At 43.2% G+C, this 14,529-nt stretch carries 12 protein-coding genes; 11 read left to right on the forward strand and 1 reads right to left on the reverse strand.

Annotated elements, in window-relative coordinates; translation table 11 throughout:
* Positions 1–2: 2 nt before the first annotated feature.
* Positions 3–1,418, forward strand: a complete 1,416-nt coding sequence (locus tag C161_RS15825; protein WP_036615518.1) for a 6-phospho-beta-glucosidase — start codon at positions 3–5, stop codon at positions 1,416–1,418.
* Positions 1,419–1,532: 114 nt separating this feature from the next.
* Here the strand turns inward: C161_RS15825 and C161_RS15830 are convergent, their stop codons facing one another.
* Positions 1,533–2,894, reverse strand: coding sequence for an alkaline phosphatase (locus C161_RS15830; RefSeq protein ID WP_036615516.1), 1,362 nt, complete (start codon positions 2,892–2,894; stop codon positions 1,533–1,535).
* A 354-nt stretch (positions 2,895–3,248) separates the two neighbouring features.
* Here C161_RS15830 and C161_RS15835 point away from each other — a divergent pair, with 354 nt between their 5' ends.
* From C161_RS15835 to C161_RS15880, 10 genes are all read left to right on the forward strand, one after another.
* The gene (locus C161_RS15835) at positions 3,249–5,063 is read left to right on the forward strand and encodes a family 43 glycosylhydrolase (protein WP_036671381.1); all 1,815 of its coding nucleotides are present in this window, start codon (positions 3,249–3,251) and stop codon (positions 5,061–5,063) included.
* 232 nt (positions 5,064–5,295) lie between these two features.
* Positions 5,296–5,610, forward strand: coding sequence for an ArsR/SmtB family transcription factor (locus C161_RS15840; protein ID WP_036615511.1), 315 nt, complete (start codon positions 5,296–5,298; stop codon positions 5,608–5,610).
* Complete coding sequence (locus C161_RS15845; protein ID WP_036671383.1) at positions 5,607–8,075, forward strand: FAD-dependent oxidoreductase; 2,469 nt, start codon at positions 5,607–5,609, stop codon at positions 8,073–8,075. Before C161_RS15840 ends, C161_RS15845 begins: the two co-directional genes overlap by 4 nt.
* Positions 8,076–8,218: 143 nt before the next feature.
* Positions 8,219–8,545 (forward strand): ArsR/SmtB family transcription factor, encoded by a 327-nt coding sequence (locus C161_RS15850; protein ID WP_036671386.1) that lies wholly within the window; start codon positions 8,219–8,221, stop codon positions 8,543–8,545.
* A gap of 67 nt (positions 8,546–8,612) precedes the next feature.
* Complete coding sequence (locus C161_RS15855) at positions 8,613–9,914, forward strand: arsenic transporter (RefSeq protein WP_200869422.1); 1,302 nt, start codon at positions 8,613–8,615, stop codon at positions 9,912–9,914.
* Positions 9,915–9,952: 38 nt separating this feature from the next.
* Positions 9,953–10,372, forward strand: a complete 420-nt coding sequence (gene arsC, locus C161_RS15860; protein WP_036671391.1) for an arsenate reductase (thioredoxin) — start codon at positions 9,953–9,955, stop codon at positions 10,370–10,372.
* 251 nt (positions 10,373–10,623) lie between these two features.
* On the forward strand, positions 10,624–11,442 hold the full coding sequence (locus C161_RS15865) for a MerR family transcriptional regulator (protein ID WP_036671393.1): 819 nt from the start codon (positions 10,624–10,626) through the stop codon (positions 11,440–11,442).
* A 24-nt stretch (positions 11,443–11,466) separates the two neighbouring features.
* On the forward strand, positions 11,467–12,639 hold the full coding sequence (locus C161_RS15870; protein ID WP_036671395.1) for an MFS transporter: 1,173 nt from the start codon (positions 11,467–11,469) through the stop codon (positions 12,637–12,639).
* Between the two features lie 266 nt (positions 12,640–12,905).
* The gene (locus C161_RS15875) at positions 12,906–13,490 is read left to right on the forward strand and encodes a TetR/AcrR family transcriptional regulator (protein WP_235193829.1); all 585 of its coding nucleotides are present in this window, start codon (positions 12,906–12,908) and stop codon (positions 13,488–13,490) included.
* A gap of 159 nt (positions 13,491–13,649) precedes the next feature.
* Positions 13,650–14,519, forward strand: a complete 870-nt coding sequence (locus tag C161_RS15880; RefSeq protein WP_036671398.1) for an NAD(P)-dependent oxidoreductase — start codon at positions 13,650–13,652, stop codon at positions 14,517–14,519.
* Positions 14,520–14,529: the final 10 nt, after the last annotated feature.

A 14,529-nucleotide genomic window follows, 5' to 3' on the forward strand; every position in this document is an offset into this window, starting at 1 on the left:
ATATGAGTAAATTATCTAAAGACTTTCTTTGGGGAGGCGCTGCAGCGGCCAACCAGTTAGAAGGTGGATGGAATGAGCGCGGCAAAGGAGTCAGTGTTGCAGATGTCATGGCAGCAGCAACACATGGCTTGGAGCGAAGAATTACACATGGAATTGAGGAGAATGTATATTACCCTAGTCATCAGGCTAGTGATTTTTATACAAGATACAAAGAAGATATTCAGTTGTTTCATGAGATGGGATTCAAATGCTTTCGAACCAGCATCGCGTGGACTCGGATATTTCCAAACGGAGATGAGACGGAACCGAATGAGGAAGGTCTGCAATTCTATGATGACTTGTTTGACACCTGTTTGGCATACGGGATTCAGCCAGTAGTCACCATATCTCATTTCGAAATGCCATATCATCTAGTGACGGAATATGGGGGATGGCGCAATCGTAAATTGATTGATTTTTACTTAAACTTCTGCGAAGCAGTCTACACCAGATATCGGACTAAGGTTAAATACTGGATGACGTTTAACGAAATCAATATGATTGTGCGCAAGCCATGGAAACCGGGAGGCATTCAGTGGAATGATGGGGAAAACAAACTTCAGACCATGTACCAGGCTGCGCATTATATGCTGATAGCCAGTGCCAAAGCAGTCAAGCTTGGTAAAGAGATCAACCCGGACTTTGTGATCGGCGGCATGTTCCTTCATCCAACATCATACGCAGCTACATGCGACCCTGATGATGTGCTTGCCCAGGTCAAAAAACTTCAACAAGCTTACTTCTTTCTTGATGTACATGTCAGAGGCAAATATCCACGCTCATATTATGGGTTCCTGAAGCAGCATCAATTGGAAATTGAAACTGCTCCTGAGGATGAATTGATTCTGAGAGAAGGAACCGTAGATTATATCGGATTCAGTTATTACTCCAGCTCTGTCGTTATGGCTAATCCAACCGATCAGGACAAGAGTGAGGGGAATGAAATAAGCGGTTATAAAAATCCGCTCTTGCCTGCCAGTGAATGGGGATGGCAGATTGATCCGGTAGGTCTCCGGATTACATTAAACTGGCTGTATGATAAGTATCAGATCCCGCTATTTATTGTAGAGAATGGTTTAGGCGCAGTGGATACGCTCGAAGAGGATGGGTCAGTGCATGATCCGTATCGGATTGATTACCTTAGACAGCATGTGAGTGAGATGAAAAAAGCCATTCTGGAAGACGGGGTCGAAGTGATAGGTTACACTCCTTGGGGTTGCATTGACCTTGTCAGTGCCGGAACAGGAGAGATGAAAAAGAGATATGGCTTAATCTATGTCGATAAAGACAATGATGGAAAGGGTTCATTAAAGCGAGTTAAAAAAGATTCTTTCTACTGGTATAAAGAATGTATTAAAAGTCAAGGGAAGATAATATAACACTTCGTCAAGTACACGAATGATCAATTAAAAGCCCTTGTCTCCATCGGCAACAACTGGAGACAAGGGCTTAAGCTTTTTCAAAGTTTTACCCGAAATTTATTAGGTTTTTTTTTACTGGTGCTTGCTGAGAATATCAAATATGATCTTGGCATTATCTGTGTTGTCGATCAAACCGGCGAAGCGATGACTTGCCGGACCGTAGGCATAGACCGGAACATCTTCACCTGTATGTCCACCTGTTGTCCAGCCGGTAAATGAACGGTTATCAATAATCGCTTCAATAGCATTATCAATCTTTGTTACATCCGCACTTTTGGCTGCTTCGTTCACCGATTGAATCTCTTCAGGTTTCAACTCCAGTTTGAGATAACTTTTCAGTGTTTCTTCAACCGAAGCACCTTTTGCAATTTGTGCTGCCATGAAGTCAGGTGTGCGCAGTGCAGCTTTGATTGGGTCTACGAAGAAGTTGTATTCTCCGTCTTTTCCAAGCGTAAGTCCGCCCGTGGAGTGGTCGGCAGTAGCTACGACAAGTGTTTCACCGTCTTTTTTGGCAAAATCAATAGCTGCCTGAAATGCTGCTGCGAAATCATCCATTTCACTCATCGCGCCAACGATATCATTATCATGTCCTGCCCAGTCGATCTGGCTGCCTTCGACCATTAGAAAGAATCCTTTGTCGTTCGAACTGAGGCGATCAATCGCTGTATTGGTCATCTCAGCTAATGATGGAGTTGCAGCAGTACGATCAATCAACTTGTCCAGCCCTCCGTCCGCAAACAGTCCAAGAACTTGTTGATTCTTATCCGCAAGGAGAGAGGAACGATCCGTCACATAGCTGAATCCGGCCTTCTGGAACTCCTTCGTCAGATCACGACCCTCGCGTACAAAATTGGATTTCCCTCCACCCAGAAGTACATCCACCTTATGCTTGCCATTAATCAACTCATCATAATAATCGTCCGCAATTGCATCCATATTTTTTCGACTGATATCATGGGCACCAAATGCAGCTGGTGTGGCATGAGTGATCTCCGATGTAGCCACGAGTCCGGTGGCTTTCCCGTTTTCTTTGGCCTGTTCAAGTACGGTTTTGACTTCCTTCTGCTCAGGGTCAACCGCAATGGCCGCATTGTATGTTTTCACGCCCGCGGACATGGCCGTTGCTGCGGAAGCGGAATCCGTCACATTTTGTTTATCATCATCCGGATAGGTCATTTGTGCTCCAACCAGATAAGGGTCGAATACGGTTTTATCCATGCCCTTCGTCGAAGGATCATCTTTCATATAACGGTAGGCGGAAGTATAAGAGGTCCCCATGCCATCCCCAATGAGGAAGATGATGTTCTTGATTTGTTTTTTCTCCACACTTACAGCTTGAACCGCACTTGCTTGTCCTGCAGACAAGAGAGTAGAAGCCGATACAGCCAGAGTCAGCGCTACCGCTGGTAATACTCTTTTGGATAATTTCACAATGATTCCTCCTCGTAATATCTCAACAACAAAAATGAATGCATGAATCTATATTCATTTGTTCATCATTAAGAAGATTAGCATTTATATGTAAATGAAAACCAAGAACTTTGTATACCTGAGGTAAAATAAACATAATAAAGGCGATGTGATAATTCTTTGCATGAGGAGCAAGTCAAACATTCCAATTAGGGCATATGTTTCCGGCGAAAGATTCACATGATCTTTTACATACGAGATTACAAAAATATACTCATTCCGCTGTTTTTGAAGTATGATACAACATAAGTAGAACGCTTTCATTTTTATATTACTGTTAGTATACAATCAATTTCATTTTCAGGAGGCTCTTTACCATTGACCAAAACAACTCCAAATTATGATGGGTATCTCTTTGTACATTTTATTGGCGAACAACCAGACGGAGAGCAGGTTTATTTCTCCTATAGCGAGGATGGTCTTCACTGGAAGGACCTTAATGGCGGATCGCCTGTGCTGTATTCCGACCTTGGAGAAAAGGGGGTACGGGACCCGTTTCTGGTTCGTTCAGTCAAGGATAATAAATTTTATCTGATTGCTACGGATCTCCGCATCGCAAGCGGCAAAGGATGGACTCATGCCGTTAATGCCGGGAGCCGTGACGTAATTATATGGGAATCCAGCAATCTCGTGAACTGGTCATCCCCATGGAACGTTACACTAGGTGTGGAGGGCGCTGGATGTGTCTGGGCACCAGAAGCTGTGTATGATGAGATGGCAGATGAGTTTCTTGTATTCTGGGCTTCTGCGACGCAGGAACCACAGGAGCAAGAACGAAAACAAAAAATATACAGTGCTCGCACAAAAGACTTTCGTACGTTCTCTGCATCGGAAAAATACATCGAGCGGGATAATCATATTATTGATACAACGATTCTTCCTGCGGATGGCTCTTATTATCGATACTCCAAGGATGAAACAACCAAAAACATACGGGTAGAAAAAGGAGACTCTCTCGACAAAGGGGCATTTGTTACACTTCAAGCTCCGGTACTGGAGGCTATGGCAGGTGTGGAGGGACCTCAAATCTTTAAATTCAATGACCGGGAGGAATGGTGTCTGATTGTTGATCGATTTGCTGAAGGCAAGGGTTATCTTCCTCTGCTGACTACAGATCTGGGAAGTGGAGAATTCCGAATCGTCCCTGATGGTGAATTCGATATGGGAACGACTCAAAAGCGGCATGGAAGTGTCCTGCCAATCACAGCTGAGGAGTGCAGCCGGCTTCTCGCGGCTTTTGGGGATGGTCATCAGGTGCTTCCCGGACAATATGCCGATCCTGATGTCGCACAGTTTGGGGATCGCTACTATATGTATCCAACAACAGATGGCTTCGAGGGGTGGTCGGGGACACAGTTTAAGGTGTTTTCTTCTTCAGACCTGAAGCATTGGCAAGATGAAGGTGTTATCCTTGATCTGGGAACAGAGGATGTCGCCTGGGCAACCGGTAATGCCTGGGCACCGGCAATTGCCAGCCGTAACGAAAAGTTCTATTTTTATTTCTGTGGCAAAATGCTGAACGACGAGAGTGCCATTGGCGTTGCTGTTGCAGATACACCGATTGGTCCATTCCTGGCCGAGTCGCAGCCTTTAATCACAATGGAGCAGTTGAAACGTCTGGGCATTACTATGGGCCAAGCTATTGATCCCTCCATCTATGTCGAAGATGATGGAAGACCGTATCTGCTATTTGGCAATGGACATGGTGCTATTGTGGAGCTTGGTGAAGACATGATAAGTGTCGTTGAGGACACAATGAGCAATCTGGCGGGCTTGCATGATTTTCGTGAGGCGGTAACCGTGTTGAAGCAGGGTGGACTATACCACTTTACATGGTCCTGTGATGACACAGGTAGCGAAGACTATCATGTGAATTATGGTACGGCAGAGCAATTATATGGTCCAATTACCTATCGATACCCAATCCTGAGCAAAAATGTGGAGAAGGGCATGCTGGGAACAGGTCATCACTGTATCTTTAATGAAAATGAAACCGGTCAACTAGGGATTGCCTATCACCGTTTTGTAACGCCACTATCCAGATTTTCATCTGGAAAGGGGTATCACCGCGAAATATGTATGGACCCGCTTCTGTTTGGTAAGGACGGACTGATTCAGCCTGTTATACTCTAATAAAAGACGTTCAGTTAAATCGCTATTTTATGAAGACCTGATACAGCATGATTGCCTGTCAAATGTCGCTTTTAGCGGTTTTGGCAGGCATTTTTATCATCCACCTGGAACAAGCCAAAACAGTAGGGTTGAGCGGGTATGGAACTTATTAAACGCATTAACTCCAGAATACATTTGACAGGAGAATCAATAAATCGTATTATTACGATATAACGATTTAGGAGGAATACTTTTGAACACTCCCGCTTTTGACAGCAATAATATTAAACAGTTCGATGAACCAGCTAATCTGCTGAAAGCTTTGTCTCACCCCATTCGTTTATGCATTGTGCGGGGACTGATGATGAAAAAAAAATGTAATGTTTCTTATATGCAGGAATGTCTGGATCTTCCCCAATCAACAGTCTCACAACACCTCCAGAAACTTCGTAGTGCAGGTATTGTTGCTACGGAGCGGAATGGTCTTGAAGTGAACTATGTGCTTGCCGATCAACGGGTTGAACAGATTATCAAAACTTTATTTGAAAAGGATGATTGTGAATCATGAGCAAAAAAGTACTCATTGTTGGCGGTGTAGCTGGAGGTGCATCTGCAGCTGCACGTCTTCGCCGTCTGGATGAACATGCCGAGATTATTATCTTTGAGAAAGGGCCCTACATTTCATTTGCCAATTGTGGTTTGCCTTATTATATAGGTGGCTCAATCGATGATCGAGAGCGTCTGCTGGTGCAAACGCCAAAAGGGATGGCAGATCGCTTTTGTATCGATGTGCGTACAAGAAGTGAGGTTGTAGCTATCGATTCGCAGAAGCGAGTGGTTAAGATACAGTCCCAGGAGCGCGGTGCATATGAAGAAAGTTATGACGAGTTGATATTGTCACCAGGTGCTAAACCGATCATTCCCGATCTGCCGGGCAAGGACAATCCACTAATTTATACCGTACGAAGTATTCCAGATATTGATCGGATCAAAGACCAAGTAAGTTCGTCTAACAACAAGTCTTCGATTGTCATAGGCGGTGGATTTATAGGTGTGGAAATGGCTGAGAATTTAAAGGAAGCTGGTCTGGATGTAACGCTGGTTGAGGGGAACGCACAAGTACTCACACCCTATGATACCGAGTTAGCAGCCGCATTAGCACAGGAAATGGAGAATCATGGTGTAAACCTGCTGTTTTCCAAACGTGTTCAGGGATTTCATTCCTTAGAGCAGGGCATAGGGGTTGAACTTGCCGATGGTCATGTGTTGACAGCTGACATGGTTATTCTTGCGATAGGCGTAACACCAGACACCTATTTTTTGAAAGATAGCGGCGTTTCGCTGGGTGCACGTGGACATATTATCGTAAATGAAGCCTTGGAAAGTAGTGTGCCACATATCTATGCTGTTGGGGATGCGATCGAAGTAACGGAAAGCATTCATGGTACGAAGGCAACGATACCACTTGCCGGACCTGCCAACAAACAAGGTCGTATTGTTGCCGACCGTATCGCAGGGCTTCAATCTACCTACAAAGGAACACAAGGTACGTCCATTATCAAAGTCTTTGGAATGACCGCAGCGACGACAGGCAGTAATGAAAAAACACTACAGCGTCTCGGCGTGGACTATCAAACCGTTATCGTACACCCTGCTTCTCATGCATCGTATTATCCGGGTTCAAGCGCAATTACTCTTAAACTGCTGTTTACTCCGGAAGGTAAAATTTTGGGCGCACAAGCAGTCGGTTATGATGGAGTGGATAAACGAATTGATGATATTGCTGTAGCCATTCATTTTGGAGGACATGTCCGGGATTTAACAGAGCTTGAACTGAGTTACGCGCCTCCTTATTCGTCTGCCAAAGATCCCGTGAATATGGCTGGATATGCAGCAGAGAATATGATTACCGGACGTGTTCAGACGTTCACCTATAATCAACTGGCTGATCGTCAGCCGGGGCAGTCTATACTTCTGGATGTACGCAGTGAAATTGAGCATCAAAATGGTCATATTCCGGGTTCACTCTCTATTCCAGTTGATGAGCTTCGTCAACGTTTAGATGAATTAGACCGATCCAAAGAAATCTGGCTATACTGTCAAGTCGGCTTACGTGGTTACACTGCTTCGCAAATTTTGCGTCAGCATGGTTTTAGCGTAAAAAACTTAAGTGGTGGTTATAAAACATACCGTCAAGCCCAGTTTAATCCTGCTCCATTTACTACTGAAAAACAAGATCATCATGATTCTGCGGTGGACGTTAAGGAAAAAAAGTCTATTCCCACTGACTCAACACAGCCGCAACGTATTGATCATGACTTGAACGTATGCGGATTAAGTTGTCCCGGTCCGCTAATACAAGTGAAGCAAAAAATGGATCAACTCTCGAACGGGGAAACCCTTCGCGTGAAAGCTTCCGATCCAGGCTTCTATGAAGATGTCAAAGCATGGGCCACGATGTCGGGTTCCACAATCTTGCAGTTGGAAAGAATGAAAGGCGGTACCATTGAGTCCGTCATTGTTAAAAATACAGCACAACCTGTATCCGATTCCCCCATCAGCGATCCTGCCAGCACGATGGTTGTTTTCAGTGGTGATCTGGACAAAGCGATCGCTTCACTCATTATTGCAAATGGGGCAGCAGCCAGTGGACGGAAAGTAACCCTATTTTTCACGTTTTGGGGATTGAGTATTATTCGCAAGCAGCAGCCGCAGAAGTTATCCAAAACCATGATCGGCCGTATGTTTGATATGATGTTACCTCGCGGGAGCCAGAAGCTTGGCATGTCCAAAATGAATATGCTCGGAGCAGGTCCGAAGATGATCCGTGGTTTGATGAAAAAACATCATGTGCCTTCGTTGGAAGAATTGATTGAGAGCGCAATTGCTCAAGGAGTAGAGATCGTTGCCTGCCAAATGTCTATGGATTTAATGGGAATTCAGCGCGAAGAATTAATAGACCAAGTCAAAATTGGTGGTGTCGGTTACTATCTTGGACAAGCATCACAAGCCAATCATAATCTGTTTATTTAAAAAAATTATCACAAACTCCAAAAAGCGTTGATTCGAATTCGAACCAACGCTTTTTGGACTTAATCATCAAGTAAACATTGACTTCATTTTTTTGATATTATAATATAAGCATACACTTATATGTGATTGAAGGAGGAAGTGCTATGGATTCTATGCAAGAGGTAGCGGATAAGCTTAAATTGCTGGGTGATAAAACACGCCTTACTATCCTTACACTCCTCAAAGAACGTGAATGGTGCGTGTGTGAATTTGTAGAGATTTTAGACATGTCACAACCTGGAATTAGTCAACATTTGCGCAAACTGAAGGATCAAGGCTTGGTTAAAGAAAGTAAACGTGGTCAGTGGGTATACTACTCTTTAAATGTAGAGAATACACCCTATATTACATCTGTCCTGGAATTGATGCCGGATACAGCAACTATTCTTAAATCGTTAAATAAAGAAAACTTTACTTCCGTATGTAATTAATTTTTGTTCAATATATAAGCATATCATTATATACAAATATAAAATTAAGATGAACTGAAAGGGGGGGATGGTTTTGTTTTCTACGCTGTTAGCCTGCATCATCTTTTTGATTACACTTGTACTCGTTATTTGGCAGCCTAAAAACCTGTCCATTGGTTGGTCTGCTTGCGGCGGAGCAATCCTTGCTTTACTTGTTGGTGTGGTCAATTTGGAAGATGTATGGGATGTGACACAAATCGTATGGAACGCCACGCTTGCTTTTGTTGCAATCATTCTGATCTCATTAATTCTGGATCGTATCGGCTTTTTTGAATGGGCTGCCTTACATATGGCCAAAGCCGCTCATGGCAATGGTGTAAGAATGTTTGTCTACGTCTCCATCCTGGGAGCGGTGGTTTCTGCTTTCTTTGCCAACGATGGAGGCGCACTGATTCTGACGCCGATTGTTCTAGCCATGGTACGTGCACTGAATTTTGATGAGAAAAAAGTATTTCCATTTATTATTGCCAGTGGATTTATTGCGGATACAACTTCCTTGCCGCTGGTTGTAAGTAACCTGGTCAACATTGTGTCTGCCGATTTCTTTGGTATTACGTTTATGGAGTACGCAGGAAGGATGTTTGTTCCAAATCTGTTCTCGCTGGCGGCGAGTATCGGTGTGCTGTATCTCTTTTTCCGCAAGAGTATTCCCAAACGTTTTGATGCCAGTGAATTGAAGCCTCCGGTATCTGCCATTAAGGATATGAAAATGTTTCGGCTGTCATGGGTGGTGTTGGGGGTTCTTCTCATTGGATACTTCACCAGTGAATTCGTCGGTATTCCTGTATCTCTTGTAGCAGGTGTTGTTGCGATATTCTTCCTGATCATGGCTTCCCGGAGTTCTGCTGTACCAACTACATTGGTTGTCAAAGAAGCGCCGTGGGCCATCGTATTTTTCTCCATCGGCATGTATGTCGTGGTTTATGGTCTACGTAACGTAGGTTTGACCGATCTGTTGGCCGTAGTCATTCAGGCTGTGGCTGATCAAGGATTGTTCGCTGCAACAATGGGTATGGGCTTTATCGCGGCAATCATCTCATCCCTGATGAACAATATGCCTACCGTGTTGATTGATGCGCTTGCCATTGATGCAACCACAGCTACAGGGACTGTTCGGGAGGCGCTTATCTATGCCAATATTATTGGCTCGGACTTAGGTCCCAAGATTACCCCGATTGGTTCACTCGCGACCCTGCTTTGGCTTCATGTGCTTAGCACCAAAGGTGTCAAAATCTCATGGGGTACTTACTTCAAGACAGGTATCATAATCACCATTCCGACTCTGCTTATTACGCTAGTGGGTCTGTATCTGTGGTTAAGCATTCTATAAAAGCAATCTATAATTCAAGTAACGAGGAGACGATGAACATGAGTAAAAAAACACTGTACTTCCTGTGCACAGGCAATTCCTGCCGGAGTCAAATGGCCGAAGGTTGGGCCAAGAAATATCTAAGTGAGGATTGGAACATCCATAGCGCAGGAATTGAGGCCCACGGTCTGAATCCAAAAGCGGTTGAAGCCATGAACGAAGTTGATCTGGATATTTCGACTCAAACTTCGGACATCATTGATTCAGAGTTGTTGAACAACGCTGATTTCGTAGTCACGTTGTGTGGGGATGCCGCAGATAAATGTCCCATGACGCCTCCACATGTGAAGCGAGAACACTGGGGATTTGATGATCCTGCCAAAGCGCAAGGTACTGATGAAGAGAAATGGGCCGTATTCCAAAGGGTTCGTGACCAGATCGGGGAGCGTATTAAAACATTTGCTGAAACCGGAAAATAATACAAACCTGCCTGAGCAGGATAACTGAATGCGTACCGAGAGAATGCCACGATGAGTGGCATTTTTTTGTTCAAAAAAAATGAACGTTTCATTCAGAAACGGTTCTTTGACTTACATTTAACAGCAACATAGAGTGATGACAAGGACGGTGGTTGATTTAGCTAGGCAAATGAGAAGCATATATACCCTTGACTTTCCCCTGTACGGGAAACTATATACTCGCATTATGTTAAAAGATTGGAGATGATATGTTGTTCAAAATCAGTGCGTTTTCCAGGCTAAGCAGGGTCTCATTAAAAACACTGCGTTATTATGACCAGATTGGCATACTTAAGCCGAGAAAGGTAGATCACGATACGGGTTACCGTTACTATTCCGCAGATCAGCTTCTCGAGCTTAACCGAATCTTCATTTATAAAGAATTGGGGTTCACGTTGCCACAAATCACACAGCTGTTACATGAGCATATTACATTGGAGAATATTCAAGGCATGTTTAAGCTAAAAAGAAGCGAAATTCAGCAGATTATCGATACGGAACAAGCCAAACTCGTCCGGATTGAGGAACGCATGCAGCTTATAGAGGAAGAGGGGCACGTCGAAACTGGACAAGAAATTCGAATCAAAGAGGAGGGTGCTCGGCAGTTTCTTTTTCAGACAGGGTGCGGGAGGGAAGAGGATATCCCGAGTTTATTTCGTCAGTTTGACCAGTCATTAACAAAAGAAATGCGCCAACTGATCGACGGACCTCAGGTTGTTTTGTGGAAAGAAATCGCAGGACAAGAGGAAGAGTTCGAGTTTGAAATAGGTTACTTCTTAACCTGTGAGCTGCTTTCACCTCCTGACCCATTTCAACTGCGGACTCTTCCTGCCGAGCCCATGATGGCTACCATAGCTTATCGTTCCAATGCCACCTTTGCCTGTAAAGCCTGTGTTCATCTAGCTACATGGATTGAGAATAATAACTATCAGATCAAGGAGAACGGAGCTGGTAGGGAATTATATTTACCCTTATCTCAAGAACAAGATGTACAGTTTATAGAAATACAAATTCCAATACTAAATAGATAACTAGAGAAGACGGAGTGGATTAAAGTGAAAAATAAATGGATTATATATATCTTGGCATTAGCTGTTTTTCTGATCGGAACCCTTGAATACATTATTACAGGAGTCATAGAAATGATCGCCTCAGACCTGAGCGTATCTACTTCCGAAGTGGGTTTACTGGTGACTGTATTCGCTCTGGCAGCGGCCATTATCGCTCCGATTCTCATTGCAATTACAATAAATATGGATCGCAAGAAGTTACTGTTGTCCGCCCTCAGTGTGTTTATTGCCAGCAACGGACTTATGCTTGTTGACCTTTCTTACGAAACTTTACTATGGGTGCGAATTATTCAAGGGGCTAGCGGAGGAGTGGCTACCGTAGTAGCGATGGCCGTATCGACACGACTGGTTGAAAAAGAAAAAAGGGGCAATGCCATCGGCATCATTTTGATGGGGCTAAGCAGTTCGCTAGTGCTCGGTGTCCCATTGGGCACATTTTTTAGTGAAATGTTTGGATGGAGAGTTCTATTTATATTCATTGGATTGTTAAGTGTTCTTCCATTACTTATTATCTACAAAAAGGTTCCGGCAATCAAAGAGGAAGAAAAGATCACCCTCAGAATGCAGCTCTCCATTTTAAAAAATCCACTCATTCTGACTGCCTTGCTTATTACATTATTGTATATCGGCGGCTATTCGACACTGTTCACGTATATTACGCCTTTCTTGCAAGCCACATCCACTCTTACTATGACCGAGATAAGCGGTGTTCTGTTTCTCGCGGGAATTTGCAGCTTTGTCGGATCAAAAGTGGGCGGACAATTGGCAGATGCAAAGGGATCAAAGTTTACAATCTGTCTAGGCCTTCTGTTACAAGGCGTAACTCTTCTTTTGTTTGCTCTAGCTGGAGTTAATCTTATCATGTTAATCTTGGTTTTAATGATTTTTATGTTAGCAACGTGGAGCATATCTCCGGCCCAGCAACTATATCTGGTTACACTGGCACCTCGTAATCCCGACATTGCCCTTAGCGTAAATACGTCATTTATCCAATTTGGTTTTGCATTGGGATCTGGATTAGGTGGGATTGTGATCAGTCGTACATCTGTCCTGTACTTAAATTGGTTGGGGTTTGGAGCTGTAGGAATTGCTTTACTTCTTGCCATACTGCTATTTAAGAAATCGAGAAGCAGAACTGGAACTCCAGATCCAGTGTAATTTCAATGATGGGTAATTCTTGCTTCTCAGTTCTTGGCTTTTTTGAGTTGTAATTGACGGTTATCAGTAAAATAAAAAAAGGATCTCTTCAGCATTCACTGCTCAAGAGATCTTTTTGGTGTATAACAAAGTTAATATTTTTGGAGTTAGATGTAAAATATAGATCATATATTATTCAATGGATAAATTTTTAATAACGATTAACAACCGGCAAGATTCTTTTCTGGACTGATCAGTTCAGATATGTTATATTTCTGAAACGGGAGGTGTTACTTATCGCCAGGACTAAAGAATTTGACAAAAATCAAGCGTTGCACCAAGCGATGCTGTTGTTTTGGAAAAAAGGATACGAGGCTGCTAGCATACCGGATTTACTAGAAGTGATGGGCATTAGCCGATCCAGCCTTTATGATACGTTTTCCGACAAGCAAACCTTGTACAGAGATGCCCTGGAGCATTATAAAAAAGGGAGTTCCAATAAGCAGACTATTCTTGAACAAGCATCAAACGTAAGAGATGGAATTCTTCAATTTTTTGAGTATCATATTGCTTCGGCATACGATACTAGCCTACCGGGCGGATGTTTTGTAACGAATACAGCTACAACATTGGAGTCACCAGATGAACAGATAAATGTCTTGATACAGACTAGTTTTTCGGATTTGGAACAAGCATTTTGTGAGCTTTTGGAGAAGGGCCAACAATCGGGAGAGATAGATAAAACAACAGATATCAAAACATTGTCTTATTTATTGCTGAATTTACATCAAAGCATAAATATTATGGCCAAAACAGGTCAAAATCCAGAACGTGCAAAAGAAATGATTAGCTTTGTAATTGCAGGGATATAATTTTTTTTAGCAATATTGGAATGATTGTTCCGTTATTATATTCCTCATATTTTGAAGGTGCCATTTGAAAAGTATCTGCAAGACCATAATTTTTTTAATCATTCTGGAACATTCATTCCGTTATCGAAACATTCCATCAACAATAAGGAGATGCAACCAATGAAGGTATCGTTTATTGGACTTGGAAATATGGGGCTTCCAATGGCACAAAACCTGTTGAAAGCGGGTTATGAATTAGTCATCTTTAATCGGACCCCTGAAAAAGTTGAACCGTTAATAAAACAGGGAGCACGTTATGTCCAAACACCACTAGAGGCAGCGAAAGAAAGCAATCTTGTAATTACCATGTTATCTGATGATGCTGCTTTGAGAGAGATTGTCGAGGGACCAAATGGAGTTCTGAACGGATTATCTGAAAATGGAATTCACGTATCTGCCAGTACGATCAGCGTAGATCTGGCTCGAAAATTATCCGCTTTGCATGCGGAGAGACACCAGCACTTTGTGTCTGCCACCGTAATGGGGCGCCCGGATGCCGCTAAAGCAGCTACATTGCGCATTATTTTAGCTGGTCCGGAACATGCAAGACAACGAGTACTTCCCATGTTAACAGTACTAGGTCAAGAGATATTTGAGATTGGGGATCATGGCGAAGAAGGTAACATTGTCAAAATAGGCGTTAACTTTCTAATTGCTTCAATGCTGGAAGCATTGTCGGAAGCGCAGCTCATGGTTGAAAAGCACGGCATTAAGCCGTCCCGATATATGGATGTTGTGAATGCTCTTTTTCAATCTCCGGTATATCAGAACTATGGAGCGATCATGACCGAACAGCGATTTGAACCAGCCGGTTTTAAAATGACGCTCGGGTTAAAGGATGTTGCATTAGCTATCGAGGCAGCCAAGTCAGTTCAAGCTCCACTCCCTTTAGGTCAGCTTATTCATCAACACCTCTCTGAAGGAATTACCCATGGTTATGGTGAGTTGGATTGGACGGCTTTAATCCGTTGTCTTGAGCATTCCTCTTAAGGAAAGAAAA

The sequence above is a fragment of the Paenibacillus sp. FSL R5-192 genome, from assembly GCF_000517845.1.
Lineage (GTDB): Bacteria > Bacillota > Bacilli > Paenibacillales > Paenibacillaceae > Paenibacillus > Paenibacillus amylolyticus.

What these genes read in the sequence shown, in the direction of transcription:
- C161_RS15825 (WP_036615518.1), top strand. Translation starts at nt 3, where the DNA reads ATGAGTAAATTATCTAAAGACTTTCTTTGGGGAGGCGCTGCAGCGGCC.
- C161_RS15845 (WP_036671383.1), top strand. Translation starts at nt 5,607, where the DNA reads ATGAGCAAAAAAGTACTCATTGTTGGCGGTGTAGCTGGAGGTGCATCT.
- C161_RS15850 (WP_036671386.1), top strand. Translation starts at nt 8,219, where the DNA reads ATGGATTCTATGCAAGAGGTAGCGGATAAGCTTAAATTGCTGGGTGAT.
- C161_RS15855 (WP_200869422.1), top strand. Translation starts at nt 8,613, where the DNA reads ATGGTTTTGTTTTCTACGCTGTTAGCCTGCATCATCTTTTTGATTACA.
- arsC (WP_036671391.1), top strand. Translation starts at nt 9,953, where the DNA reads ATGAGTAAAAAAACACTGTACTTCCTGTGCACAGGCAATTCCTGCCGG.
- C161_RS15880 (WP_036671398.1), top strand. Translation starts at nt 13,650, where the DNA reads ATGAAGGTATCGTTTATTGGACTTGGAAATATGGGGCTTCCAATGGCA.